General features: G+C 57.3%; 24 protein-coding genes and 1 pseudogene. 12 read left to right on the top strand and 13 right to left on the bottom strand.

Going from position 1 to position 25,043, the window contains the following annotated elements:
• Positions 1-35: 35 nt before the first annotated feature.
• Positions 36-728 (bottom strand): Bax inhibitor-1/YccA family protein, encoded by a 693-nt coding sequence (locus DTS01S_RS11095; protein WP_012206426.1) that lies wholly within the window; start codon positions 726-728, stop codon positions 36-38.
• Positions 729-918: 190 nt separating this feature from the next.
• Between DTS01S_RS11095 and DTS01S_RS11100 the strand changes: the two genes are divergently transcribed.
• Positions 919-1,326 (top strand): GlcG/HbpS family heme-binding protein, encoded by a 408-nt coding sequence (locus DTS01S_RS11100; RefSeq protein ID WP_017405970.1) that lies wholly within the window; start codon positions 919-921, stop codon positions 1,324-1,326.
• 265 nt (positions 1,327-1,591) lie between these two features.
• Here the strand turns inward: DTS01S_RS11100 and DTS01S_RS11105 are convergent, their stop codons facing one another.
• The 8 genes from DTS01S_RS11105 to DTS01S_RS11140 form a co-directional block, all read right to left on the bottom strand.
• Positions 1,592-1,813, bottom strand: a complete 222-nt coding sequence (locus DTS01S_RS11105; RefSeq protein WP_016448325.1) for a hemin uptake protein HemP — start codon at positions 1,811-1,813, stop codon at positions 1,592-1,594.
• Positions 1,814-2,051: 238 nt separating this feature from the next.
• Positions 2,052-2,465: an ExbD/TolR family protein gene (locus tag DTS01S_RS11110; protein WP_016448324.1), complete on the bottom strand. Its 414-nt coding sequence runs from the start codon at positions 2,463-2,465 to the stop codon at positions 2,052-2,054.
• A 3-nt stretch (positions 2,466-2,468) separates the two neighbouring features.
• Positions 2,469-3,191, bottom strand: coding sequence for a MotA/TolQ/ExbB proton channel family protein (locus DTS01S_RS11115; protein ID WP_016448323.1), 723 nt, complete (start codon positions 3,189-3,191; stop codon positions 2,469-2,471).
• A gap of 15 nt (positions 3,192-3,206) precedes the next feature.
• Complete coding sequence (locus DTS01S_RS11120; protein WP_061287720.1) at positions 3,207-3,911, bottom strand: energy transducer TonB; 705 nt, start codon at positions 3,909-3,911, stop codon at positions 3,207-3,209.
• 101 nt (positions 3,912-4,012) lie between these two features.
• Entirely contained in the window at positions 4,013-4,285 is a 273-nt protein-coding gene (locus tag DTS01S_RS11125; protein ID WP_016448321.1) for a (2Fe-2S)-binding protein, read from the bottom strand.
• Between the two features lie 106 nt (positions 4,286-4,391).
• Positions 4,392-5,519, bottom strand: a complete 1,128-nt coding sequence (locus DTS01S_RS11130) for an alpha-hydroxy acid oxidase (RefSeq protein ID WP_026062531.1) — start codon at positions 5,517-5,519, stop codon at positions 4,392-4,394.
• Positions 5,520-5,620: 101 nt separating this feature from the next.
• Positions 5,621-5,920: an SWIB/MDM2 domain-containing protein gene (locus tag DTS01S_RS11135; RefSeq protein WP_012206418.1), complete on the bottom strand. Its 300-nt coding sequence runs from the start codon at positions 5,918-5,920 to the stop codon at positions 5,621-5,623.
• A gap of 216 nt (positions 5,921-6,136) precedes the next feature.
• Positions 6,137-7,087 (bottom strand): DMT family transporter, encoded by a 951-nt coding sequence (locus DTS01S_RS11140; RefSeq protein ID WP_026062532.1) that lies wholly within the window; start codon positions 7,085-7,087, stop codon positions 6,137-6,139.
• A gap of 362 nt (positions 7,088-7,449) precedes the next feature.
• Between DTS01S_RS11140 and aceA the strand changes: the two genes are divergently transcribed.
• On the top strand, positions 7,450-8,781 hold the full coding sequence (gene aceA, locus DTS01S_RS11145) for an isocitrate lyase (RefSeq protein WP_016448318.1): 1,332 nt from the start codon (positions 7,450-7,452) through the stop codon (positions 8,779-8,781).
• Between the two features lie 232 nt (positions 8,782-9,013).
• Here the strand turns inward: aceA and DTS01S_RS11150 are convergent, their stop codons facing one another.
• Positions 9,014-10,378, bottom strand: a complete 1,365-nt coding sequence (locus DTS01S_RS11150) for a DUF2130 domain-containing protein (RefSeq protein ID WP_061287750.1) — start codon at positions 10,376-10,378, stop codon at positions 9,014-9,016.
• A gap of 614 nt (positions 10,379-10,992) precedes the next feature.
• Between DTS01S_RS11150 and DTS01S_RS11155 the strand changes: the two genes are divergently transcribed.
• Positions 10,993-12,015 carry an SIR2 family protein gene (locus tag DTS01S_RS11155; RefSeq protein ID WP_217649254.1) on the top strand — a complete coding sequence of 341 codons (1,023 nt, stop codon included), beginning with the start codon at positions 10,993-10,995 and terminating at the stop codon, positions 12,013-12,015.
• Positions 12,016-12,021: 6 nt separating this feature from the next.
• A complete protein-coding gene (locus DTS01S_RS11160) occupies positions 12,022-13,797 on the top strand; it encodes an ATP-binding protein (protein ID WP_061287752.1) in 1,776 nt (591 codons plus the stop codon).
• A gap of 221 nt (positions 13,798-14,018) precedes the next feature.
• Here the strand turns inward: DTS01S_RS11160 and DTS01S_RS29545 are convergent, their stop codons facing one another.
• Both DTS01S_RS29545 and DTS01S_RS29550 read right to left on the bottom strand, forming a co-directional pair.
• Entirely contained in the window at positions 14,019-15,605 is a 1,587-nt protein-coding gene (locus DTS01S_RS29545; protein ID WP_074931552.1) for an NYN domain-containing protein, read from the bottom strand.
• Between the two features lie 938 nt (positions 15,606-16,543).
• Positions 16,544-16,876, bottom strand: a complete 333-nt coding sequence (locus DTS01S_RS29550; RefSeq protein WP_074931555.1) for a helix-turn-helix domain-containing protein — start codon at positions 16,874-16,876, stop codon at positions 16,544-16,546.
• Between the two features lie 79 nt (positions 16,877-16,955).
• Between DTS01S_RS29550 and DTS01S_RS11165 the strand changes: the two genes are divergently transcribed.
• The 8 genes and pseudogenes from DTS01S_RS11165 to DTS01S_RS29555 form a co-directional block, all read left to right on the top strand.
• A complete protein-coding gene (locus tag DTS01S_RS11165; RefSeq protein WP_223275331.1) occupies positions 16,956-17,399 on the top strand; it encodes a DUF4177 domain-containing protein in 444 nt (147 codons plus the stop codon).
• A 1-nt stretch (position 17,400) separates the two neighbouring features.
• Complete coding sequence (locus tag DTS01S_RS11170; protein ID WP_061287722.1) at positions 17,401-17,889, top strand: hypothetical protein; 489 nt, start codon at positions 17,401-17,403, stop codon at positions 17,887-17,889.
• Positions 17,886-18,509: a hypothetical protein gene (locus tag DTS01S_RS11175; RefSeq protein ID WP_061287723.1), complete on the top strand. Its 624-nt coding sequence runs from the start codon at positions 17,886-17,888 to the stop codon at positions 18,507-18,509. The genes DTS01S_RS11170 and DTS01S_RS11175 overlap by 4 nt, the downstream gene beginning before the upstream one ends.
• A gap of 141 nt (positions 18,510-18,650) precedes the next feature.
• Positions 18,651-19,019: a hypothetical protein gene (locus tag DTS01S_RS11180; protein ID WP_061287724.1), complete on the top strand. Its 369-nt coding sequence runs from the start codon at positions 18,651-18,653 to the stop codon at positions 19,017-19,019.
• Positions 19,020-19,139: 120 nt separating this feature from the next.
• The gene (locus DTS01S_RS11185) at positions 19,140-19,616 is read left to right on the top strand and encodes a hypothetical protein (RefSeq protein WP_061287725.1); all 477 of its coding nucleotides are present in this window, start codon (positions 19,140-19,142) and stop codon (positions 19,614-19,616) included.
• Positions 19,617-20,651: 1,035 nt separating this feature from the next.
• Entirely contained in the window at positions 20,652-21,860 is a 1,209-nt protein-coding gene (locus tag DTS01S_RS11195; RefSeq protein ID WP_082774897.1) for a DUF3631 domain-containing protein, read from the top strand.
• Positions 21,861-22,145: 285 nt separating this feature from the next.
• Positions 22,146-23,318 (top strand): site-specific integrase, encoded by a 1,173-nt coding sequence (locus tag DTS01S_RS11200; RefSeq protein ID WP_061287728.1) that lies wholly within the window; start codon positions 22,146-22,148, stop codon positions 23,316-23,318.
• A 250-nt stretch (positions 23,319-23,568) separates the two neighbouring features.
• Positions 23,569-23,712: pseudogene (locus DTS01S_RS29555) on the top strand (DUF3418 domain-containing protein); the annotation flags it as partial.
• Here the strand turns inward: DTS01S_RS29555 and DTS01S_RS11205 are convergent.
• Positions 23,709-25,028 (bottom strand): hypothetical protein, encoded by a 1,320-nt coding sequence (locus DTS01S_RS11205; RefSeq protein ID WP_061287729.1) that lies wholly within the window; start codon positions 25,026-25,028, stop codon positions 23,709-23,711. The pseudogene DTS01S_RS29555 and the gene DTS01S_RS11205 sit on opposite strands and share 4 nt — an antisense overlap.
• Positions 25,029-25,043: the final 15 nt, after the last annotated feature.

Raw genomic sequence — 25,043 nt, forward strand, 5'->3', positions numbered from 1 at the left:
GCAGCACGCAAGGCGCAGCCTTGGCGCGTGCGGCATCAGTCGCGTTCGCCACCCATGATGCCCAGCAGGGCCAGCAGGCTCTGGAACACGTTGAACAGGTCCAGGTACAGGGCCAGCGTGGCGCTGATGTAGTTGGTCTCGCCGCCGTCCATGATCTGCTTGAGGTCATAGAGCATGTAGGCGCTGAAGATGCCGATGGCCGCCACCGAGATCGCCATCATGCCGGCCGTGGAGCCGATGAAGACGTTGATGATGGAGCCCACGAACAGCACCAGCACGCCCACGAACAGGAACTTGCCCATGCCCGACAGGTCGCGCTTGATCACCGTGGCCAGCGAGGCCATGACCAGGAACACGCCGGCCGTGCCTGCAAAGGCGGTCATGATCAGCTCGGAGCCGTTCTTGAAGCCCAGGATCATGCCGATCATGCGCGACAGCATCAGGCCCATGAAGAAGGTAAAGCCCAGCAGCACGGGAATGCCGGCTGCCGAGTGCTTTGTCTTCTCGATGGCGAACATGAAGCCGAAGGCGCCGCCCAGGAAGACGATGAGCCCCAGACCGCCGCTCAGCGAGCGCGTGATGCCCGTGGCCACGCCCAGCCAAGCGCCCAGCACGGTGGGGAGAAGACTCAGGGCCAGCAGCCAGTAGGTGTTGCGCAATACGCGATTGCGCTCTTGCTGCGAGACACCGTAGCCCGCAGAGCCCAGTGTGGTGACTTGATCATTCATGTGGCCAGTCCTCCGAAGGAGTGTTGTTGCGACTTGCCCATTCTAGGTGGCGGCTCGCGCGCCGCTTGCAATACCCCGAGCCGCTGCCATGGTTTGGTTTCGAATGTTTTGTTCTGCGCATGCATTGTCAGTCCTCATACGATTGCTATGCTTATAGGACATTTGTGATGGAATGGATAACTGCAATCTTATGAAGACCAAGCATGAACTCGAACTGGCCGACGTGAAGGCCATTGCCGCCGCCGCAGAGGCCGAGGCGCTGAAGAACAAGTGGGCCGTGACCATTGCCATCGTCGATGACGGCGGTCACCTGCTGTGGCTGCAGCGCCTCGATGGCGCCGCCGCAGTCTCGGCCCATATCGCTCCGTCCAAGGCCCGTTCGGCTGCCCTGGGCCGCCGCGACACCAAGGGCTATGAAGACATGATCAACAACGGCCGTACGGCCTTCCTGAGCGCCCCCACGGTGGACGGCCTGCTCGAAGGCGGCGTGGCCATCATGAAGGACGGCCAGTGCCTGGGTGCCGTGGGCGTCAGCGGCGTCAAGGCCAACGAGGATGCCCAGGTGGCCAGCGCCGGCATTGCGGCTCTGGGTCTGTAAAAGCCCCTGATGCACCCTGCATGAATCTGCCTTTCGGGCCGATTCATGAGGCAAAGAAAAAGCCCCTGTACTGAGGTACAGGGGCTTTTTCTTTGAAGCGATCCACATTGCAGCGCAGGGAAAAAATGCTTGGCTACGCAAAATCCGAAGATTCTGTTGGCTGGCTAATCGACCTTTGGGACTGGAAGCCCCAAGGTCGCCCCACGATGAAACAAAGAAGCGGTCAGCGGACCCGAACATGACCCGCCGACGGCTGCAATCTTGGTTATTTGGTCAGGATGAGCTTGCCCAGCTTGGTGGCCTGCAGACGATAGGGTGTGCCGTTGTGCACGATGGTCACAGCCTTTTGCCCATTGAGCAGCAAGGTGCTGTCGAGTCCGCTGGCGGCCCCGCTGAGGGCTGCGGATGCTGCGGCCTGCAGCGCTGCAAAGGCCTGGGCTGTGGAGTTGCCGGACAGATGCGAGGTGGCGGCGGAAGTGGCAGACATGCAGGGAATTCCTCAAAAATTGGAAAGTTTTGTGAATGATAACAATTCTCAATTGAAAATCAAGTGAGACTTACTCTCATTGTGGTTTCTGCCCCCCCGAACGACCGAACGACCGAACGACCGAACGACCGAACGCCTGATCACCTCGCGAGCTTGTTCCAAGAGCGGGCCGCAATGGAAAACGGCCCCGAAGGGCCGTTGTCGCTGAGCGCCAGGCAACGAATGCCGCTCTCGCGGCCTACTTGACGGGGTCCGTCACAAAGCCGATCTTGCGCACGCCGGCACGCTGGGCGGCGGCCATGGCCTGGGCAACACGCTCGTAGCGCACTTCCTTGTCGCCCTGGATGTGCAGGTCGGGTTGCGGCTCCTTGGCTGCCTCGGCCTTGAGGTTTTCCTCGAACTGCGTATCGCTCACGGCCACGCCATTCCAGTGGTACTGGCCATCAGCGGACACGGCCAGGCGCACAGTGGCGGGCTTGACGTCTTCGGGCTGGTTGGTGGCGCGGGGCAGGTCCACGTTCACCGAATGCTTCATCACCGGCACGGTGATGATGAAGATGATCAGGAGCACCAGCATGACGTCGACCAGCGGCGTCATGTTGATCTCGTTCATCACCTCTTCGCCGTCATCATCCATTGTTCCGAATGCCATGGCTTACGCGCCTTTCTTCAGCGGCAGCACATTGCCGGCTTCCTTGCCGTCGATGGACACGCGGGCGCCGGTCACGAAGTAGGCGTGCATGTCGTGGGCAAAGCTGTTGAGTGCGTTGAGAATGGACTTGTTGCCGCGCACCACGGCGTTGTAGCCGAGCACGGCCGGAATGGCCACGGCCAGACCCAGGGCCGTCATGATCAGCGCCTCGCCGATGGGGCCTGCCACCTTGTCGATGGAGGACTGGCCCGACAGGCCGATGGCGACCAGTGCGTGGTAGATGCCCCAGACGGTGCCGAACAGGCCGATGAAGGGAGCTGTCGAGCCCACGGAGGCCAGAATCGCCAGGCCCGATTGCAGGCGGGCCGTGAACTCGCTGATGCCGTTGCGCATGCAGCGGGTCACCCAGTCGCTGATGTCAAGCGTGTCGTGCAGGTGGGCGCTGGTCTTGCGGTGGTGGGCAGTGGCTTCGCGGCCTTCGAGCACCAGGTAGCGGAAGGGGTTGGACCGGTCATTGCCGAGCTTTTCCAGGCCGCTGGCCAGGTCGGGGCTGTGCCAGAAGTCCTGGGCGTTGCGGGCGTACTTCTTGAACTTCACGATGTCCAGGGCCTTGATGATCATCACCAGCCAAGAGGCCACCGACATGGCCAGCAGGATGACGGCGACGGCACGGGTGACGAAGTCTCCCTGCGTCCAGACGTGGGCAATGCCGAATTGGGAATCCATGGATACTCCTGAGAATCAATTGAGGGTGAATTTGACCGGGACCGTAACCCACATGGGGGTTGGCGTGCCGTTGCTCTTGCCGGGGACGAACTTCCAGTTCTTGACGCCGTCCACGGCCTGCTGGTCCAGACGGTCGTAGCCGCTGGATTTGCTGACCTCGATCTTCTGAGGCAAGCCTTGCGCATCCACGAAGATGCGCAGCATCACGGTTCCCTGCTCGCCCATGCGCCGGCTGATGGCAGGGTAGTTGGGCGCCGGGTTGTTCAGGTAGGCTGCATTGTTGGATGGCAGCTCGATCTTGGGCGGTGCCGGAGGGGCAGGAGGCGCGGGCGGGGCAGGTGGGGCGGGCGGTGCCGGGGGGGCCGGCGGTGCCTCCGCCACGGGCTTGGGCTCGTCTTCCAGCGTGCCTCGCGGCGCCGCAGGTGCCGGCTTGGGATCGGCAATGGCCTTGGGCAGAGGCGGCGCCTTCTTCACGACCGGCTGTGGCTTGGGGGGGGGCGGTGGCGGCGGAGGTGGCTTGGGGGCCTCGGGCTCGGGAGCGGGTGGCGAAATGAATTCCGCGATCACCTGGGCTGGCACGATGACCTCTTCGGGGGCGCGCTGGAGCAGGCCATGCTGCATCGCCCAGAGGGTTGCTGCATGCAAGACCACGACCGAACCCGCGATGGCCACGTTACGGCCAAGGCCCCCGGGGGGGCCAAAACGATCAGACTGGGACATAGAGACAGAAGGAGCTGACAGCGGATAGGTGCCGGGTGCTGTCGCTCGGAAGACGGAGTATCAGCTGCGCAGGATCCACCAGGTGCATGTAACGACGAGGATCAGGCTGCCGACAAGTGCTGAGAGGAGGACCATGCTTTGCTCTCCAGGATATTGTTGGCAAGCTGGACGGTCTGGGCCGCGATCTCGTTGTGTATGGCCGCCACGGGCTGGGTTGCGCAGCATTGCGCCACCACATCCCGGGCACAACTCTCGCACCGGCCGCACTGCATGGCGATACCCAATTCGAATTGGATTTCGTCAAAGCTCATGCCAGCGTGAGCGTGGCGTGCGATCTCACGGTCGGAAACCCGGCGACATACACAGACGATCATGGCTACAGGCAGTAATGGCTGGCTATTGATGAGATGAAAAATTATAAATGAGAATTCATCGCATTTGCAATTCTTGGTTGTCTGTAGGGCTGTATGGCCTTGCGCTTTACTCGGTATCCAGTAGCTCCACAGTGGCCTGCGCGAGGGTTGCACAGCCTGTCAGGGCCATGGCGACCTCCAGTTCGTCGCGCAGCAGCCTCAGTACGTGGGCCACGCCAGCGGCACCTGCATTGGCCAGACCCCAGATTATCGGGCGGCCTATCAGCACAGCCGTTGCACCGAGAGCGATGGCCTTGAGCACATCGGTGCCTCGCCGTATGCCGCCGTCGGCGAGCACAGGGAGCGCATGGCCCGAGTTGTGCAAGGCCTTGGTGACGCGCGCCAGTGCGGTGGCCGTTGCGGGAACGGTATCCAGCGTGCGTCCCCCGTGGTTGGAAACAATGATGCCTGCCACGCCCGATCTCGCCGCCTGCAGCGCGTCAGCCGGATGCAGCACCCCCTTGAGCAGCACTGGCAGGCGTGTCTGCTGCTGCAGCCAGGCGACGTCATCCCAGGTGGGCGCATGCTGCAGCAGGCCGTCGAACAGTGCGCTCTGGTCCGGTGTGAGCCGGACGGCCGGAGATGGAGCCAGGCCCTGCAGATTGACGGCAGAAATGCCGGCGGGAAGGCTAAAGCGCGCGCGGCGTTCACGGTCCCGTACGCCGCTGGCGGGGGCGTCCACCGTCAGCACCAGCGCTTCGTAGCCTGCCGCCTCGGCCCGTTCGATCAATTGCCTGGTAAAGCCCCGGTCGTGCTGCAGGTACAGCTGGAACCATAGCGGCCCGCGGGTCGGCGTGAGCTGTGCGGCCTTCGCCACAGTCTCCAGCGGCAGGCTGGCCTGGGTGCTGAGCACCATGCCCGCGCCCAGCGCCGCAGCCGCATAGGCTGTTGCAAGCTCTGCGTCGGCATGCGCCATTTGCTGGAAGGCCATGGGGGCGACCAGCAGGGGGCAGGCCAGCTCTCGCCCCAGCAGTTGCAGCCGTGTGTTTCCCCCTGCAAGAGGCCTGAGTACGCGTGGCCACAACGTGAGCGCATCCCAGGCGCTGCGGTTGGCGGCAAGGCTGTGCTCATCGGCCGCGCCGCCCGAGAAGTAGGCCCAGGCGTTGTCGTCCAACCGCTGCCGCGCCTGGATCTCGTGGTCGGCCAGATTGATGATGCCGTCGGGAACGGCTTGCAGTGCGGGCACTTGGCTCATGGCATTGGAGGGGGGCGATGGCGCATTGCCGGTGGCAGACATCCGGAAAAAAGAAAAGCCGGCCCATGGGCCGGCTTTCATCCGTGGGGCAGGCCCGGGGATTACTTGACGTGCTTGCCGATCAGGCCAGCCATCTCGAACATCGAGACTTGGGGCTTGCCGAACACTTCCTTGAGCTTGGCATCAGCGTTGATCATGCGCTTGTTGGCAGCGTCTTGCAGCTTGTTGGCCTTGATGTAGACCCACAGCTTGCTGATGATCTCGGTGCGGGGCAGGGGGGTGGAACCCACCACGGCAGCCAGAGCGGGGCTGGGGGTGAGGGGTTTCATGAAGGCGGCGTTGGGAGTGCGCTTCTTTGCGGGAGCTGCCGGAGCAGCCGTTGCCTTCTTTGCAGTTGCCATGTTGCTTGTTCCTAGTATGGAGTGGATTCTTTACCAGCGAAAAACCGTCGCTATCCACTGGCAGGCTGATGCTAATGGGAAAAAAACGGTCTTCCAAGCTCACCCGTCAAATTTTTGCCTCGATTTGTTGCTGTGGCGCTGTTTTTTGAAGAGTTTTTGCATTCCTGCTCCCTTTCGGGGGCCGCCATGGCTGGAGGGCCGTCGGAGTCAGCGCTCTCAGAGGAGGCGGGCCTCGCTTGTGGAAGAAGGTTCCGAAGAGAGTTTTCGGGCGGGCCAGGTAGCCACAAAAATGCCCAGCAGGGCGATCGCGAAGGCCAGTGCCTGCATGGATGTGACCCGTTCGCCCAGCACGCACATGCCGACCAAGGCGGCGCTGATCGGCAGCAAAACCGTGAAAGTGCCCGCCTGCGAGGCTGGCACGCTGCGCAGGCCCGTCATCCACAGCCATACGGTCCACACGCAGGCAGCCAGGGCGTAGAACAGCAGCAGTCCCCAGATGCTCCATTGCACGCTGCCGAAGTCGAAGTGCCAGGCCAGATACAGCCCGAAGGGAGTTGACAGCGCAAATCCCCAGAGGTTGACGATGGATGTGATGCGTTTGGGCCCCAGGGATGTGGTCAGGCGCTTGCCGATCACGGCGTAAAACGCCTCGCAAAGCACGGCGCCGACGAGCAGCATCTGCCCCAGCCATGCCTGCGACGAGGTCGAAGAGGCTGCCGCGGTGCCCGCGTCGGGGCGCGACAGTGCATACAAGCCTATGCCGGTCACAGCCAGTGCAATGGCCAGCCAGGTGCGCGCGGCCACGCGCTCGCGCAGGAACAGCCAGCTCATCAAGGCCACGGCGGCCGGAATGGCGGCCATGGTCACGCCTGCCGTGACGGCGCTGGTCAGGCTGACGCCGGTAACCATGCAGATGGTGAAGAGGAAGTTGCCGAACAGCGACTCCAGGAACAGCAGTCCTTGTGTGCGGCGCGGCAAGGGAGCCTCGTCAGCCGGCTTGCGCAGCCATCGCAGCATGGCGATGGCTCCTATGCCAAAGCGCAGCCAGGCCAGCAACAGCACCGGAAAAATGGCGGCCAAGGGCTTGGATAGGGCGACATAGCTGCCGACCAGGGACATGCTCAGCGCCAGGCAGGCATAGGCAGATCTGCGATGGGAGGTGTTCACGGCTTGTGGAGTTTGGGGCGGCGGTGGCGCTGCCTGAACGCGCGATGGTACCTGCGAGCACGGCAGGCACCCGTGACATACCTGTGTCGCGAATGCTTGCCATGCTGTGGCAATTTTTCACTGCATGGAATCTTCTTTTTGCATTGTGAAAAATTGGATTGCTGCGTTGCGCCATTTTTTCTCAATACGAGAAATGCAATTTCATATTGAAAAATATGAAAATAAGCTGTTGATTTTTATGAAGAAAAATTTAGTCTTGTATAAGACACAAGATGTTGATCGGGTCTTCTATAAGACTTAAATTTGATCCCAAGGCCGACGCAAGAAAGCCGCTTGTTTCAACAACCTCCCAGGAGAGCAACATGCCCCAATCCCTGACCCAGCAACTGAGCCGCGAACAACAGATTTCCGCCCTTGAGAAAGACTGGGCGCAGAACCCCCGTTGGAAGGGTGTCAAGCGTGGCTACAGCGCCGCTGACGTGGTGCGTCTTCGCGGCAGCCTGCAGCCTGAATACACTCTGGCCCAGCGCGGCGCGGAACTGCTCTGGGACAGGATCAACGGCGGTGCCAAGAAAGGCTACGTGAATGCCTTTGGCGCCATCTCTGCGGGCCAGGCCATGCAGCAGGCCAAGGCCGGCCTGGAAGCGGTGTACCTGTCGGGCTGGCAGGTGGCTGCCGACGGCAACACCAGCGAAACCATGTACCCCGACCAGTCGCTGTACGCCTATGACTCGGTGCCCACCATGGTGCGCCGCATCAACAACACCTTCAAGCGCGCCGACGAAATCCAGTGGAGCCGTGGCATCAACCCCGGCGACAAGGAATTCATCGACTACTTCCTGCCCATCGTGGCGGATGCCGAAGCCGGCTTCGGCGGCGTGCTCAACGCGTTCGAGCTGATGAAGAACATGATTGCCGCTGGCGCGGCAGGCGTGCACTTCGAGGACCAGTTGGCCGCCGTGAAGAAGTGCGGCCACATGGGTGGCAAGGTGCTGGTGCCTACCCAGGAAGCCGTCGAGAAGCTGATCTCCGCGCGCTTTGCCGCCGACGTGATGGGCGTGCCCACCATCGTGCTGGCCCGTACCGATGCTGAAGCCGCCAACCTGATCACCTCCGACCATGACGCCAACGACAAGCCGTTCCTGACCGGCGAGCGCACGCAGGAAGGCTTCTACCGGGTCAGGAACGGCATGGAGCAATCCATCAGCCGCGGCGTGGCCTACGCACCCTATGCAGACCTGGTGTGGTGCGAAACCGGCGTGCCTGACATCGGCTTTGCCCGCGAGTTCGCCCAGGCCGTGCATGGTGCCTGCCCAGGCAAGCTGCTGAGCTACAACTGCTCGCCGTCGTTCAACTGGAAGAAGAACCTCAACGACAGCCAGATTGCCTCCTTCCAGGAAGAGCTGTCTGCGTTGGGCTACAAGTTCCAATTCATCACGCTGGCCGGCATTCACATCAACTGGTTCAACACCTTCAAGTTTGCCCACGCCTACGCCAACGGCGAAGGCATGAAGCACTACGTGAACATGGTGCAGGAGCCCGAATTCGCAGCCCGCGAACAAGGCTACACCTTCGTGTCTCACCAGCAGGAAGTGGGCGCAGGCTACTTCGACGACGTGACCACGGTGATCCAGGGTGGCTCGTCCAGCGTCAAGGCACTGACCGGCTCCACGGAAGAGGAGCAATTCCACTGAAGCGCGGCTTCGTTGAGTGCAACTTCAGGTAGATAGGGGTGAGAAAGCGTCCGGAGCCTTGTGCTTCGGGCGCTTTTTCTTTGCTGGGTGAAGCCGTAGCCTGTGGGAACGCTCCCGAATACTGCACTTGCCCGAACGCAGCCGCAACCCCGCCAGCAGCCATCGACTTCAGGCTTGCTTGATTCATTCAGAGCCTTACACATGAACGGCAGCAGGTGGGCTTACTGCCACGTCAATTTGGCGCGGTGGAACCTTCGTTCTTCAGCTCGGCAAACTTGGCTGCCATGGTCGGGTTGCCGCGTGTAAGCTTCTTGACGGTGAGGTCCTCGGCCTTGTCATTGGCCAAGCGCAGGTTGTTGGCCGACTTGTGGAGCGCCTCCTTGGTCTTTTCCAGGTCCTTGATGGCTTCGTCGATGCGCTTGACGGCTTCCTCGAAACCATCGGAGGCCAGGCGCCAGTTGCGGCCGAACGCAGTCTTGAAATCGTCCAACTGGCTCTCGAAGCGTGTGATGTCCAGGTTCTGCGCTTTCACCAGGGCCAGCTCAGACTTGTAGTGCAGCGAGTTCATGGCCGCATTGCGCAGTAGCGTAATCATGGGGATGAAGAACTGCGGCCGCACCACATACATCTTGGGATAGCGGTGCGAGACATCGACGATGCCGCTGTTGTAGAGCTCGTTCTCGGGCTCCAGCAGCGAGACCAGCACCGCGTACTCGCAGCCTTTTTCCGTGCGGTCCTTGTCCAGCTCCTTGAAGAAGTCTTCGTTCCTCTTCTTGGTGGTCGTCTGGTCGTTCTCGTTCTTCATCTCGAACATGATGGAGACGATCTCGGTCTGGGCATCGTCGCTCTCGCGGAAGATGAAGTCGCCCTTGCTGCCGCTGCTGGCGTCGTTGTCCTTCTCGAAATACGCGCGCGGGAAAGCGCTGGCGCGGATTCGGTTGAACTCGATGTCGCAGTGCTGCTCCAGCGTCTCGCCCACCATCTTGGTCGACAGCCTGGCCTTCATGTCGCGCAGGCGCTCAATGGCCTCGTCTCGGTCCTTGAGTTGGGTTTCGTACTTGTCCTTGAGCGATTTTTCGGCCAGCTCCTTTTCCAGCGCAGCGCGATCTAGATCATTTTTAAAAGTGTCGCGCTCTTGCTGCACCTTGCCCACGGCCTCGGTAATCGCCAATTGGTGGCTAACCGACGTCGCATCCAGTTGAGATTTAAGTGTTTGCAACGCAAGCTCTTTGCTCGTAGCGGCTTTTTGCAACTCGCTTTCCAGTCGGGCTTGCGCCAGCTCGGCCTGGGCTTTTTGCTCGAGCAGGGTTTGGCGCAGTTGCTGCGCCAGTTCGTCGCGCTGTTTCTGTGCATCGCTGACAGCGGTGCTCACTGCCAACTGGCGTGCCACAGCTTCACCGTCCAACTGAGACTTGAGTTTTTGGATTTCCGCATCTTTGGCCGCAGCAGTCTTCTCCAACTCGGCCTGCAGCCGTGTAGCAGCCAGTTGTTCGGCGCTTTGCTGCTCGCTCTGTGCTTGGGCTAATTGGTTGATCAGTGCATCACGCTCTTTTTCCAACCCGCTCTGGGCTTGAGCCACTGCCAGTTGGCTGGCCATAGCCGCGGCATCCAGCTGGCTTTTGAGATCTTGGATTTCGGCATCCTTGTTGGCGGCGCTGCTCATCAATTCACTTTCCATTCTGGCTTTTTCCAGTGCGACGGCGTTGCACTTTTCTTGCTCCGCAAATTGTAGGCGCTCATGCAACTGCTTCTCTAGCTCTTCTCTTTGCTTGTCAAACTCGCTGTCGCGAACCTGCTTCTGAATATCAGCGTAACCAGCTTCATCGATCTTGAATGCTTTTTTACAGTGAGGGCAAATGATTTCGTGCATGGAATTTTGAATATTGAGAGTTGTCTGGAAGCTCTTCAATTCTTGATTCAATTGGAATTAAAGAGCGTTGGGTAGCATTGCGTGGTAATCGACCTAGGGTCTAGCTAGGGGATTCGGGGGGTGGTGGTTGTTGTGCAGATGTGCTAATCGACCGTCATTCAGTGAATTTTCTACAGGGTTGTTTTATGCCTGAAGTTGCTGACAGGGCTTCCTCCGGCGGAGGCTCTGGTGGGGCCGAAGACTGGTTGATTCTGATTTCGACAGGATGACACAGTCAGTGAAATCATGTATCGTATCAATACGTTGAGAAAAGAGGTGAGGAAGTGGAGTCATTGAATGCAATGAATGCGATGCAGTCACATATCCAAGACTGCATCAGCAAGCTACCTGTCATCGTGCTGGGTAGCGGTGCGTCTGCAGCGCATGGCATTCCAGGTATGGGCCCCCTAGGCAGTCACCTAGCAGCTTCGATTCTGCCTGCGGACTGCCAGTTTGACCCGCATCTCATAGGATGGACCGGATTCCTCGACAAAGTTCAGAAGATGGATCTTGAGTCCGCTTTGACCGATGTCAATGTGACACCTCAGGTGCTCAAGCATATAGTACACACCACTTGGAAATTTCTCAACGCAGCAGACTTCCAGATTTTCGAGCAGGTGCTCGCTAACCGGCGGTTGTTGCCGCTTAGCCAACTGTTCCAGCACCTCTTGCGCAGTACTGCCATGGAAATCCAGGTTGTGACCCCCAACTATGACCGCCTTGCAGAGTATGCTGCGGAGGCCGCCGGCTACTGTGCTTACACCGGTTTCACCTTTGGCATGTTCGGCTCGCGCGCTGTCGATGTTCCGCGGATCCACACAGCGCGTAGACCAGCGCGTACGGTCAATGTCTGGAAGGTGCATGGCTCGCTGGGCTGGTTCAGCGGAATGGACGGATCGGTCGTTGCGTTACCCCCCATTGGAACGGTTCCGAGAGACTTTACTCCAGTCATCGTCACGCCAGGCACCGAGAAATACCGCAGAACCCATGAAGAGCCATTCCGTAGTGCTATGCACAGCGCCGACGATGCAGTCGCCCGTGCCAGCGCATTTCTATGCATTGGCTACGGTTTCAATGACGATCACTTACAGCCTCTGATGATGGAGCGCTGCACGCGTCCTGAGGTTCCGTTGGTTCTTATCACTAAGGAAATCAGCCCCACGGCCCACAAGTTCCTTAAAAGCGGACGCTGCAGCCGCTACGTTGCACTCGAGGAGTCACCGGCGGGCACCCGGATGTTCAGCCACGAAGCGCCGGATGGCCTAGAGCTTGCTGGTGAATCCTTCTGGCGTCTCGATCGACTTCTTCCTCTTGTTATTGGATAAATGCATATGAGTATCCTCGATTATAAAGACAACGAATCTTTGGGGCGGGTCCGCTCTGTGGATACAGCTACCGTGGTGATAGCGGTGGATGATGTTGAGCGGCTACGCAAGCTGCAGGTAAACCGTTTGGCAGTGCTGCAAAGCAGCCGTGCTGGTCAGTACCTGATCGGTATCATTCAGAAGATTACGCGTACAGCGGTCGACGGCATTGGAAGCTCGGTGGACACGGAGGAGACAACGGATGGCGACCAAGTGGCGGAACTCAATGTTGTGCGGATCGCACTCATCGGCACGCTGATAGACAAGGTTGGGAATCGCAGCAACGTCTTCCTGCGCACGTTGGAAACAGTTCCGGAGATTGATGCCAACTGCTTTGCGCTTGAGGGTGAGCGGCTGACAGCTTTCATGCGCGTCATCGCCAATATTTCGGGAGATGGGCAGAAACTCACGCTCGGGCACTACACTCTTGATGCGAGTGCCGATGCATTTTTGAACGGCAATAAATTCTTTCAACGCCATGCAGTCGTCGTTGGCAGCACGGGATCTGGCAAGTCCTGGACTACAGCCAGGATCCTTGAACAGGTAGCAGCACTGCCAAACGCCAATGCGGTCGTTTTCGATATTCATGGCGAATATGCGCCATTGAACGCGAAAGGGTTCCAGCATTTTCGCGTCGCAGGCCCTGCTGATCTGGACGGTAAGGCATCACTTGACAACGGCGTAATATTTTTGCCTTACTGGCTGCTCGGCTACGAAGCCATGACATCAATGTTTGTCGAGCGCACCGATCAGAACGCGCCGAACCAGGCGATGGTGATGTCCCGTGCCATCCTGGCAGCCAAGCAGGCCTATCTTGAGGCGCACGGCCGCAAAGACGTGCTCGATAACTTCACGATTGATAGTCCGATTCCATTTGATCTCAATTGTGTTATAGACGAACTGGGCAAGCTCAACGATGAAATGGTACCGGGCGCACGCGCCGGTTCAGAGAAGGCTGGTGAATTCAATGGAAAGCTGAGCCGGATGATTCAGCGGTTGGAGAATAAACGCACGGACCGGCGACTTGGCTTCCTGTTCCAAGGCACTACTGAAACGCACATGTTTGACTGGCTTGAGCGTTTGGTCAAGGCACTGTTGGCTGGTTCGATTAACCAGAAGGATGGCGGAGGTGGTGTGAAGATCATCGACTTTTCCGAAGTGCCATCAGATGTTTTGCCTTTGATGGTAAGTCTGGTTGCGAAGCTCGCCTTTTCTGTGCAGCAGTGGACCGAAGCCTGTATGCGCCACCCAATAGCGATCTTCTGCGATGAGGCGCATCTCTATATTCCTGAGCGGCAACAGTCCGGTGGAGCTGGAGAGATATCTGTTGAGATATTCGAGAGGATTGCTAAGGAAGGCCGCAAGTATGGCGTCGGATTGGTCGTAATCAGCCAGCGACCCTCCGAGGTCAACCGTACCGTCCTGAGTCAGTGCAACAACTTGGTTGCTATGCGTCTCACTAATGGCGACGACCAGTCAGTGGTGCGTAGGCTGCTCCCAGACAGCTTGGCGGGATTCGGCGACCTCCTACCGGTGCTTGACACTGGTGAAGCATTGGTGGTTGGGGATGCTAGTCTGCTGCCTACTCGGATCCGGGTTTCAATGCCGGAGCATCGACCAAACAGTGGCACTGTGGAATTCTGGGAACGCTGGGCTTCGGGCGAGGCGGTTGCTGACCTCTCGATTGCAGTCGACGGTTGGCGTAAACAGACCATGAATACTTCTAAAGTTCCTACCGAATAAAATATACTGCCCCACCCATGCCATCATGCCGTGATAGCTCAGGTTTTCCTAAACATATTGGGCGCCTACGCCACGGCAACCACGTTTTGGCTGATCGTAGGGAATTGAGTTGCTCCAACCAAGGTGCCAACTTCTTTGTGGCCGGCGGTATGTTTCTCACTTTGTGGATGAGCGATTCACAGATAAGCGACAGGGCAGAGCTGTGAATCAGGAGTGCTATTTCATTTTTCGTTAGCGGTAGAAGGGCTGGTTCTGGTAAGCCATGAAATAAGACGATTCCTTGCCTCATTGTCTGTTTGGACTTGGGTTTCACGCGACCAAGATGCCAAGATCACGCCCATTGCTGCAGTAACTAATGCTTGCGGAGAAGAAAATGCCTGAGTGGTGTCAAGGCCTCCAAATATTAAGGCTTGAAGGGTGGCTGTAATGCGTTTGATCGGAATATGTCGGTTTTCGGCACCAAGCGACTCTGAAACTTTCCGACTGACTGCAGCAATCTCAAAAGGTTCTTGTTGGCCCATATGCACACGTGCTTGATGCAGTATGCGTACGAAGTCCTGTGCGCGGATAACTGGCAGTTCTGCTGCTCGGAGCATCGCTGAAACCATTGAGTCCCCGACAACCCCGGCCGGTGCTTGATGTTGCTCTGGGTCGTAGAGAACGAATGTTGAACCATCTTCCAGCGATCCCCGCATTAGTGGCTCTAGGGGAAGCCGTTGAAGATATGCAGCCAGCGTTGGAGCACCGTTCCATCCATCCGCTAGTTGCGGAAGCGCCTTCCTGAGCTCGGTTCCAAGAGTCGAGAATAGCATGGGACGCGTGGCTGCCCCTATCCATTGACGGATCATACGGACTGCAGCTTCATCGATTTGATCACTTGATATGGGTAATAATTCCTGCATTTCAGCTGAGAGCGAGTTGTTGGGTGCTCTATTTTTTTCTGCAGGGGTCGATGTTATTAATGCAGAGCTTGGTTGTCTGAAATTGGCTTGCTCTTTCCTAACTATATCGAATGCCATTTCATCCTTAAAGTCGAATTGGACGCCTGCGGGAGACAGCTGACGTATCAAATTGCTAAAAGAGCCGGCTTCTGCCCACATAGATTCCTTCAGTCCAGGAATTTCGCGTTGTAACTGTTGTGCTAGCCTTGGTAGCGGGACCGGATCTGCTGCGTCAAGGACCAGGCGACGTATTGATCCCTCAGCTTTCTTTCGGAGTTCAACCATGCGTAAGGATGGCATGCTGTTGCCAACAACTTGATCGGTTTCTATGTCTATTTCGTCCTCGATTAGCTGAAGGGCTTCCCGAATGAAAGTCGAGATATCTATCACGGCATCTGCAGCAGCTTTGTAGGACTCTGACATGGCACCCGCTGCAAAAATGATGGTGCGCCGGTCATGTCTTCGCAAACGACGCAATAATGGTGAAAAGTCGGCGTCGGCGGAGAAAACGACGAACTCATCGAAGTGTGTAGCATCCTGTAAAGCGTCGATAGTGTCTAGCACCAAGTGTATGTCTGTACTGGTTTTTCCAGAAGCAGTTGTAGGTGGGCAGTCGACGATTTCAAATCCCGCCTCGTGAAAAGGACGTCGAAACTGATTGAACATAACCGGGTTCAAGTAGCAGCGGCGCACCAGTACTCTACGATTTCTAATCGCTTCTGACTCCGACACTGTCGTCGGAAGGTTGTCAGTGAGCCACTGCAGCCACTTTGCAGGCTGACGGGCTAATCGATCCGCCCCCAGTGTACTGATACGCCGTAGGCCGGAATATACATTATCGAAATCAACAAACAAAGCTGTTTTCAAAGTCTCTCTCCCAAGATTTGGTGATGCGGTGACCGATGCTGAAAATTAACAGAAAAAATATCTAAGTTCCGGAATTTCTATCCCATTATTTCCTATTTCAGCGATATGGTTCTAGGAAGTCTTGTGCATTATTTGGCTTAAAGACTTCGCAAGTACGATGGCAATTCGCCATGCAGCATACATCGGCAAGCGAGTCTCAAGTGATCCCCTCGTTTGACAGGCATCTCCTACGCCACTGTGTTCTGAGGGAGTACGAAAGAATCATGACTCTTCTTGTCGGGATGCATAGCAGTGAAGGTGATTCGCATACCATCTTCGATAGTCACATAAAAAGGTCTTCAGACTATACCTCGACCAAGTCGCGCGGGTTGCCCGTTACTCGATGAGTCTGATGACGCGGCCGAGCTTCTAGGTGTCAATGTGCAGTATGTCACCAAGTGCCTCATGCTCATGCAAATCACCGACTCAGTGGGCTGTACGTCGCTGGGGTGAGACAAGCCAGTACTAATCAGAATACTGTCGGCAGTGGGGGGGGGCCTCCCATAGCTGGCAATCCGCGACTACAGCATCCGACGGTGGCGCAATTCGATGCTGAAGAGCATCAGCGTGGACTCTTCGATAGCGCTAGGGCTGGTGCGCTGGCCTGGAGTACGAATCGGCCAGGGTAGCTTCGCCACCAGTTAGATGTTTGCCGAGTCACTTCCTTGCAGTCTGTGCGGTGACGCCGGAGTGCGCTCTTGCTTATGAGTGTTAACCCGGTTGGTTTTCTTATTTAATTGGGGTTTTGGTGAATTAAAGTTTTCAAAATTATTATGTTGAACGTAGGGGGTTTTGAGTTTTCTTGATTAATTTATTTAGCCAATTGTGAATAAATTGAAAAATGGTATCGGACATAAATTGCGGTCCATTGATGCATATGCAGATCGCACGCAACAGCGCTATATTTCATTTGCTTGATTTATCCATGAAGCAACGATCTGATGGCGAAGTGGATAACTGAGCTTGAACAGCACCAAAAGAAGTTCGGCGATCTCATCATCCTCGCAATAAAGATAGGCCAAGGGGACGTTTAGTACTTCGGCGATCTGTCGAGCGGTTTTCACAGGGGGTTCGTGTGTCCCCAGCTCATACCTACTGATGCGCGCACGGCTTGAGGACTCATCAATGCCGATCAGTACTCCCACTTTTTCCTGGGACCACTGAAGGGCTTCACGCTGGGCACGCATACGGCGTCCTACGACATTGGAAGGCTCGAGAGAGACGGAATTCATGTAGCGAGTTTCGTTACACTGTGATATTCTGTCGTCACGAAAAACGTTACATCATTAAAAGGTGGTTGATTGATTATTAATGGGTTTCAATAAACTAATTGAGGTGGCGAAAAAATTTGTCCGTGTATATATTTATTTCAACTTGGAGGATTATATGGATTACGAATACAAGGTCATTGACGTGGCAGATGGGGCGATCAGCTCGCTATTACTAGGAGAAGGGAGAATAGAAACTGAAGTCCTAGAGGCCTATATAAATGCCATGGCGTCGGAAGGATGGCGCCTGGTTTTTATGGAAAAGGTCATGCAAAGACATCTCGTCGTTGCAGACAGAGAAACCTTGATGATTACTTTTGAAAGGAGAGTGCCGGAATCCGAGCGTGCCGCAAGAGCCGCGAGGTGCATTGACGAAGTGATTCGTGCTGAAGACGCAGCCAAGCGCAAGGGGCGTGGAGCTGCCGTTGGGGCAGCGGGCATGGTTGCCGCAGGAGCGGCTTTGAGCAGTCTACTGAGCGAGGAATAAATTGGATCTGAACCAAAAAATTGCCGAGAGAAGGGCGCAATTGCAGAAGGAAGAGGCGGCGCAGGACGCGCTCAAGCGGCAGGAGTTGCTTGAAAAGAGGCAACAGGAGCAAGCGCGCGAGAGGGCGATCAAAGAGTCTGCCGAGAAGGAGGCGGCGCAGAAGATTCAAGAGATCGAGGCCCAACTGCACGGCACCAAGGACCAAGTATCAACTGATACAGCTCCCGTGCTGGATGAGCGAGTAAGCCAGGAGGCCAAGAAGAAGGTAGATGCGCATATCAGCGCACTTGCCGGAAAACGATTCACGAAAGGAGAAAACTGGGCATTTGGCCTCCTCATGCTGGGCACCGCCCTTGGTTTCTTTATGGCGTGGTGGTTTGGCCTGGGAATGCTGATTTGGACGTGCTACTACGTCACCAAGGTAAGCAATCGCCACGAAACCGAGATCAGGGCCGAGTTGGCTCAATCCAAAGAAGGGAGCAACGAATGAAGAGGGTTTCAACCGCGATCATGCTTGTGGGGATCGTCATGCTCATCCTCGCCTTGGGCAGCGATGTTGCTGTTGATGGCATGGGCGGCAGAAGGATCACAAACAACGGCTTGATGCATGACCGCTTGGTCAACATCATCCTGAGCGTGACCTTGATCCTGGGCGGTCTGCTGCTGAAGCTGTTCGGGGAGAAGCTGTCAGGGCCCTATCTGCAGGCCATTGACCAGTTGCCAGCGAGTGAGTACTTCGCCCGTTGGGCCACGGCCATCCTGTCCTCTGCTTGCGTGTGGGTGCTGCTGCTCATGTATCTCTGGCCCAAGACGAGCGTGGCGGCTGCGCTGCTTGCTGCTATGGCTTGGTGCTCGTTCCTTCCGCAGGCGACCTACACCGTGCTCAAGCGGGTCTGGATAGGCACATTGTTGCTGGCGGTGGGAATGGCGACCTGGCACTTGATCGCCTTGTTCAGCACAGGTGTCAACGCGTTAACGCTGGGGTTGATATCGGAGGGGGTCTCTCTGATAGGAACGGGACGTTTGCTGCCTTTGTTTGCCGTAATGCTCGGAGTGCCTTTGCTGGTGTCAATCGGAGGTGTCACTTTTTCTGCACTCAAGTCAAAGTGAAATTTAATGGCCATGTTTCTTGTGCTAACCATTTAAAGGGTATTTATTGACTGAATAAGAGTAGCTGTTTGGTTGTTTCCTTGTTGGCCCGCCCTGGAGAGATCCTCGGCGGGCTTTATTTTTCTAACAGAAAGGAGTTTTATGCGCGTTTATGCGGATTTCCTATCTATTCATGAAGCCTGCGGTCAAGTCCGGTGCATCGAGCTGGATAAACTGATCAGCCTGCGTATTGAAGAGTTGGCCGAATATGAGGTGGATGACCTGTCCAGTCTCATCAAAATCCTGGTTCTGGAGCCCAGTGACGCATTGACTACTATTGATGCGGAACTGGGTTTTTCACTTCTTGGCCGCCATTGCGATGTCGCCGAAAGCCATCGGGATTGGTTCGAACTGACCCTGGTGCTCAGTGATGACGGCTTCGGTGTCGTGATCTACGTGCCCAAACATGCGGATCTTGATCCCCTGCTCACGGCCTATTGCGCCAGCCAAGTGAGGGCCAGATCACAGTGACCTGCCTTCATCGCCCACCACCTGCCGCCCATCGAGGCGGCTTTTTTTTGTCTGAGGGCGTTTTGCCACCTTATCTGATAGGCCACCTGCCTATTGCATCGATCTACTAAGGAGAACTTTATGAGTGAATTCGAAGCGACAGAAAACGGGCAGCAACCCGTATCGATCGACAGCATCTACAACGGCAAGTGCCTGTCAGTGTCGGGCCGAAGCACGCTCACCTACACGGTGGGCCAGGGCAAGGGCGACAACGCGCTGTACCTGCGTATCGCCGATAGCACCGGCAACGGCGTGTGGTGCAAGGACTGGGCGCCAGCCTCGGCCATCGAGGCGATCGTTTCGGGAGCGCAGGAGCTGACCGCCAAGAGCTTCCATAGCCTGCATCCAGGCAAGTCCATCAACACAGGCGGCTTCGTGCTGGCTGCGCTACGGGATCTTGGGCTCATCCGGCCGGGCGAGGTGAACACGCGGCTCCATGAGCATGTGCCCGGAGCCACGCTGGAGGGGATCACGCGCAACCCGCCCAAGGCGAAGGACGAGGGCAGTGCCGCCAGCATGGCAGGGAAGTCGCGCCGGAAGGCAAAGGAGGGGGCTTGACCCCGGGCATACAGGCCGCCTTGGTTACGGTATTGGTACTGGGAATGTGGTTCAACGCTACACGCCCCATGTCCATAGCTGCTGCCGCTGCGCTGACCTTTATGTATCCCCTGTTGCTGATCGTGATTCTGGTTGGTGCGGGGGCTGCCCTGTGGGTGGGCTACCTTCGGAAATAGCCTGAGCCAAGCTCCCGGAGGAAGTCCGCTCCAGCCTCTGCGCCCTGGGGGGCGGGGGTTGGGCCAGGGCGGCGCGCGACGGCCGCTCCATGAGGGGGGTGATCCCGGACCCCTGCCGGGCTCGCCTGGGGGCAACCTGGGCACCAGCCGGGGCGACGCGGTGCTGCCCAGCCCCCCGGCCCCCCCGGCCCCCGGGGGCTGCCCTCCCCGGACTCCGCCACATCTGCCACGGCGCCACCCATCGGGCCATGCCCTGCAACAACGTTGCGGCGTTGCGGATGTTGCGTATCGGGGCGGGGCAGAGGGGGTGCTGCCCAATATGTTGCCTGAAAAGCAGTGATGTTGTAAGCAAGAGAATTATTGTCATTGGTTACAAGAGTTTCAAATTTTGTACATTTGGAGTGCGATGGTTGGCTTCTTGCCTTCTTTGCTCCTTCGCAGAAGTACTTCTTTCCTAAGCTCAAAAAAATCCCCAGCTAGAAGTGCTTCCAAGCCAAGGAATTTTGTTTTCCTTGTTTGGTGTGCCTCCATTCCTTAGATTTTTGCGACTCGCTTCTTGAAGGCGCTCTATTTCTAGAGAAAATTCAATCCCATACAGAAGTACGTTAAGGCTTATATATTTTAATTTCCTTGTTTGCTGTGCCTCCATCCTTAGTGCTTTGATTACCGTGATCCGAGAGTTGGCATGAATTTTAAGGGGAGCGCCATGGAGGGTTAAGTGGCGTGGGTTGCGAGGATGCGGTTTTTATGAAGAATTCAGTCCTGGATCGCTGCCTGCACTCAGCGAACCACGGATTGGCCAATCCATCTTCTCAACCGCGTAATTTCAAAGCAACCGAAAAATTTCAAAGGATGGATCATGAAAACTAAGCCTGTGAGTTCAACTTCGTCGATCATTTCAAAGAGCCTGGACGCGAATAATGTCGAGCCGTTTGAGGGTGCGATCGATTGCGGCATGCTGATGACTGAAATTATGCGTGCCATTAAAAATCACGTGATCATATCGGATCATGATGCCTTGATTGTGGGGCTATGGTCTATTAATACATGGTGCTATAGGGATTTTCAGCGTTGCCCTCTGTTGCTGATTAATGCTCCAGAGAAAGAATGTGGGAAAACTCAGCTGCTAAAGGTGGTGGAGAAATTTGTGTTTCGACCAATGGAGTCAGCCAATATTACCTTGGCAGCACTTTTTAGGTTGATCACTAATTTCATGCCCACGCTACTGATCGATGAAGCAGACACATTTATGGAGGGAAAAACAGAATTTGCTGGGGTAGTGAACAAGGGCTACGAAAAAGGAGGATTTGTCTTGCGGGTAGAGGCCGTGGGGAAAGAGCTTGTCGAGCGTGCCTATGTGGTTTATGGCCCTAAAGTCATGGCCGGAATCATGCTTGAGCGGCACTTGCCGAGCGCCACAATGAGTCGAGGTATTCAGATTCCCATGAGGCGCAAGACCAAGGGCGACAATGTTCAGCGCTTACGTTCTGCCGATCCAGAGGTTTTTAAAGGCCTGCGTTCTCGTATTCTGAAATTTGTTATAGATAACAAGGACGCCTTAGCGAAAGGCTGGGATGAGATGCCACAGGAACTCAGTGATCGCCAGCAAGATAATTGGGAGCCCTTGCTGGCCATTGCAAAGTGCCTTGGCGAAGAGTGGTATCAAAAAGCGTGTGAGGCAGCCCTGAAAAACTGTGAAGAAACAGCGCCGCCTAAGGCATCTTCCAATCAATTGCTGGAGGATATTCGCGAGGTCTTGTCTGACTATTCGGAAAAGTACATTCCGTCGGCATATTTGTTGCAAGAGCTCCATGACGATGATGATATGGACTGGGGCACCTACAATGGCGGTAAACCGCTTTCGGCGCGTCAGCTGGCAAAATTCATGAGTGCCTATGGAATAAAAACCAAGACTGTGCGCATGAATGCGGACTATACGCCCAAGGGCTATGAGGTGCGTGATTTTGCTGATGCTTTTGCACGGTATCTGCCAGAGTTGCCAAGTGAGCTGCCCCCGGAAGAAGAGAAGCCTTTGCGTGCAGGAAAGCCGCCGATTCCAGAGTTCTGAAATAGTGATCGGGGGTGCCGTCACAGTGAAAGGTGGTGGGCTCACTTGTGAAACCAGTGGTGGCCGTTTCCTGGAGTTTTCAAGTGAGTTTTCCTAAGCCGATGATTTTGATCATCGTCGATTCCTGCGGTGATGGTCTCTGCGGGACTGTTCCGCATCTTTATTAACCCATTGTCTTGTTAATGGCCACGCCCATGTGGAGAGGCGTTCGTGCGTCTATTGCTTAGGCGCCGATCTCCATGGGCGCGGATCTTTATCAATCAACTTCATGAAAGGAGAGGCTGTATGCCCATTGTCAAACTCAGTGCGCAGTTCGTGCGTGAAGCGGTTTGCCCGCCCGGAAAATCCAAGGTGGACTATTACGACAACGCACTCAAAGGGTTCATCCTGGAGGCTCGACCTTCAGGTGGCAAAACCTTTTACCTGCGCTATCACGATAGCCACGGCAAGCTGCGCCAATGCAAGATCGGTGACGCTGCTGCGGTCAGCTACGACAAGGCCCGGCAGAAGGCCATGCGGTTGCGCTCGGAGGTGGAGCTGGGCGGCAATCCGCTGGAGGAGCGCCAAGCCTTGCGTGCGGTGCCGACCTTGGCCGAGTTCATCCGCGATACCTATGTGCCGCACATCCACCTGCACCGGAGGAATTTTCAGTCCACGCTGAGCTTCATCAAGTGCCATGTCCTGCCGCGTTTTGGAGCCAAGCACCTGGACGAAATCACGACCAACATGCTGGCCGAGGCTCACCAGGATCTGCGCACGAAGGGCTATGCGTTGGCTCATGCCAACAAGATACCCATCCTGTTCAAGATCATGTTCAATCTGGCGAGGAAGAAAGGCATCCCGGGAAGTGAGTCCAACCCTGCCGACGGTGTGGTGCTGTTCAACCCGAACAACGCGAAGGAGCGGTATCTCAGCGCGGCTGAAACCCAGCGCCTGCACGAGGCCCTGTCCCAGCGTGGTTCTCCCCAGTTGAAGAGCATCGTTGCTCTTTTGCTGCTGCTCGGATGCCGCAAGCGTGAGCTGCTGGATGCACGTTGGGAAGACGTTGATCTGGAGCGGCGCAACTGGCGCATTCCTCTTTCCAAGAGCGGGAAAGCCCGATGCATTCCGATCTCTGACAGGGCTCTGGAGGTGTTGCGGGGGCTGCCACGTTGGAGCGGATGCCCTTATGTGATTCCCAACCCGGATACCAAGCGGCCGTTTGGCAACCTGTTCTATCTCTGGGACAAGGTCCGCAAGGCGGCGGGGATCGCAGACCTGCGGATGCATGACCTGCGCCACACGTTCGCGAGCAACCTGGTGAACTCGGGGCAATCCATCTATGTGGTGAGCAAACTTCTTGGCCACTCCCAGATCAAGACCACGGCGCGCTACAGCCACTTGGCAGACGAGACGCTGATGTCTGCTGTGGATGCAGCTGCAAAAGTGGTGGACACAAGTTGGAGACCCAGTGTCTAAAAAACTGCCTAAAATTTAGGCAGAAGTGACACGCCCCGCACGCGATCACCTGCCCATCGCATGGGGTTGGGAGAGGTGTGGCGACTGGGCTGCGGGCAACGGTGCCACAGTTGATCAACCGGCAACAGGTCACTGTGTGGGCATGGCGTCTTCCTCTCGACGTTAACGCCTGAGCAGGTTTTCACTGGGTCAATACAGTCGCGGGCAGGTCCATTAAGATTGAGCGCGCCCTGCACGCTCTGGCAGTAGTGAAGGTCACATCGATGCGCGCATGCAGGAGCACAGCTGGATGCTGGAGGAGCTGCGCGTGAGCTTCTTCGCCCAGGAGCTGCGCACGCCGTACCCGGTGAGCATCAAGCGGCTGGACAAAGTCTGGCAGCAACTGCAGAACTAGCGCAGCATCACCAGCATCTCGACCACGCCGGTCTGGCCTTGGGGCTGGTCATGTCCATGCATGGCCTTGCCGATCACCGTCCCCGGCACCGGAGGGGTCGGCGCCCTGGCCGCATGGCCCGGGATGCTGGCCGACACCAGGAGGTCGCCGGCCTGTATGGGGCCGCCCTCCAGCGTCACCTTCACCGGCACGCGGCCTGCCAGCGCCAGCGCGGGCAGGTTCGTGGCGTCCTGCACATCCGCATTCATCAGCACGCCGGGCCGCGTGGTCACCACGCCGGCCACCAGCGGGCTCTGCGCGCCGCTGGACAGGCGGTAGTGCAGGGGGTGGTCGGGGTCGATCTCCACCACGTCGCCGGGCTGGGGCAGCGGGCCTTGGGTGTCGATCACCTCGGCAATGTCGGCGCCGCCGGTCTGGGTGCCGTTGTTGAAAAAGCCCCTGCCGGTCTTGTCTATGCGCGCCACTTTGGTGCCGGACGAGGTCAGCACCGCCAGGTCCTGCGTGTTGGCTCCGCCCGTCACATGCACCGCAGCGCCGCTGCCCGTGGTCGAGACCTCCAGGGTGTTGAAGGTGTTCGCCGCATTCTGGTTCTCGAAGCGGCCTGCAACCCCCTGGCCCCCATTGATTCCCACCTGGCCCAGCACGCCGATGGCTCCGTCGGCGCTGGTGACGAAGCCACGCACGCCGTAGCCGCCCGGGCCATCGTGGCGCCCCACGACGGCGCCAATGCCCTTGCACCTATCGGGCAGGACATCTTTGCAGCCGGTGCCGCTTTGCCGTCCGACAATGGCTTCTCCAGAGGAGTTGTCGCCCACGAAGGCCGCCGAGGTGCGGACATCGGTTCTGCCATGGACGGAAAATCCTGATCCTGTATCGACCTGGATGCCGGCCCCGTTGCCTGTGTGCTGGACCCTGATGGCGGCGGCCGAATTGCCTGCTGGCAGTTGCACGCTGATGCCGCCGGCGCTGCCCGACTGGTTCAGGGCGAACAGCGGCACCACCGAACCGACCGTGGCGGAATAGGGCAGGGAAAAGCCCGTGGTCGCCGGGCAGGGCCCCACAAAGCCCAGGGTCACGTCGATGCACATGGGCCCCGTCTGCTGGGCCAAACCCTGCCAGCCGGGCAGGGCGATGCGCCCGTCCTCCTGCACGCGCAGCCGCTGCGCGCCGCCCGCGCTGTCGGTGACGATCAGGGAGCTGCCTGCGGACGGCTGCACCACTACATCGGCCGCCTGTGCAGGAGCGAATGCCGAGGCCATTGCGCAAACCAGGGCCAGCACCAGCGGTGGAGTGGTGCGTGAGGTGTTCAAGGGCATGTTGGTCTTCCTTTT

The sequence above is a fragment of the Delftia tsuruhatensis NBRC 16741 genome (assembly GCF_001571325.1).
GTDB classification, from domain to species: domain Bacteria; phylum Pseudomonadota; class Gammaproteobacteria; order Burkholderiales; family Burkholderiaceae_C; genus Comamonas; species Comamonas tsuruhatensis.

Excerpts from the sequence above, each read along its gene's own strand:
- DTS01S_RS11195 (WP_082774897.1), top strand. The coding sequence starts at position 20,652 with ATGAAAACTAAGCCTGTGAGTTCAACTTCGTCGATCATTTCAAAGAGC.
- DTS01S_RS11120 (WP_061287720.1), bottom strand. The coding sequence starts at position 3,911 with ATGTCCCAGTCTGATCGTTTTGGCCCCCCCGGGGGCCTTGGCCGTAAC.
- DTS01S_RS29550 (WP_074931555.1), bottom strand. The coding sequence starts at position 16,876 with ATGAATTCCGTCTCTCTCGAGCCTTCCAATGTCGTAGGACGCCGTATG.
- DTS01S_RS11200 (WP_061287728.1), top strand. The coding sequence starts at position 22,146 with ATGCCCATTGTCAAACTCAGTGCGCAGTTCGTGCGTGAAGCGGTTTGC.
- DTS01S_RS11155 (WP_217649254.1), top strand. The coding sequence starts at position 10,993 with ATGAATGCGATGCAGTCACATATCCAAGACTGCATCAGCAAGCTACCT.
- DTS01S_RS11205 (WP_061287729.1), bottom strand. The coding sequence starts at position 25,028 with ATGCCCTTGAACACCTCACGCACCACTCCACCGCTGGTGCTGGCCCTG.
- DTS01S_RS11150 (WP_061287750.1), bottom strand. The coding sequence starts at position 10,378 with ATGGCCAGCCAACTGGCAGTGGCTCAAGCCCAGAGCGGGTTGGAAAAA.
- DTS01S_RS11180 (WP_061287724.1), top strand. The coding sequence starts at position 18,651 with ATGCGCGTTTATGCGGATTTCCTATCTATTCATGAAGCCTGCGGTCAA.
- DTS01S_RS11100 (WP_017405970.1), top strand. The coding sequence starts at position 919 with ATGAAGACCAAGCATGAACTCGAACTGGCCGACGTGAAGGCCATTGCC.
- DTS01S_RS11165 (WP_223275331.1), top strand. The coding sequence starts at position 16,956 with ATGGGTTTCAATAAACTAATTGAGGTGGCGAAAAAATTTGTCCGTGTA.
- DTS01S_RS11135 (WP_012206418.1), bottom strand. The coding sequence starts at position 5,920 with ATGGCAACTGCAAAGAAGGCAACGGCTGCTCCGGCAGCTCCCGCAAAG.
- DTS01S_RS11110 (WP_016448324.1), bottom strand. The coding sequence starts at position 2,465 with ATGGCATTCGGAACAATGGATGATGACGGCGAAGAGGTGATGAACGAG.
- aceA (WP_016448318.1), top strand. The coding sequence starts at position 7,450 with ATGCCCCAATCCCTGACCCAGCAACTGAGCCGCGAACAACAGATTTCC.
- DTS01S_RS11095 (WP_012206426.1), bottom strand. The coding sequence starts at position 728 with ATGAATGATCAAGTCACCACACTGGGCTCTGCGGGCTACGGTGTCTCG.
- DTS01S_RS11105 (WP_016448325.1), bottom strand. The coding sequence starts at position 1,813 with ATGTCTGCCACTTCCGCCGCCACCTCGCATCTGTCCGGCAACTCCACA.
- DTS01S_RS11185 (WP_061287725.1), top strand. The coding sequence starts at position 19,140 with ATGAGTGAATTCGAAGCGACAGAAAACGGGCAGCAACCCGTATCGATC.
- DTS01S_RS11175 (WP_061287723.1), top strand. The coding sequence starts at position 17,886 with ATGAAGAGGGTTTCAACCGCGATCATGCTTGTGGGGATCGTCATGCTC.
- DTS01S_RS11160 (WP_061287752.1), top strand. The coding sequence starts at position 12,022 with ATGAGTATCCTCGATTATAAAGACAACGAATCTTTGGGGCGGGTCCGC.
- DTS01S_RS11115 (WP_016448323.1), bottom strand. The coding sequence starts at position 3,191 with ATGGATTCCCAATTCGGCATTGCCCACGTCTGGACGCAGGGAGACTTC.
- DTS01S_RS11130 (WP_026062531.1), bottom strand. The coding sequence starts at position 5,519 with ATGAGCCAAGTGCCCGCACTGCAAGCCGTTCCCGACGGCATCATCAAT.
- DTS01S_RS11125 (WP_016448321.1), bottom strand. The coding sequence starts at position 4,285 with ATGATCGTCTGTGTATGTCGCCGGGTTTCCGACCGTGAGATCGCACGC.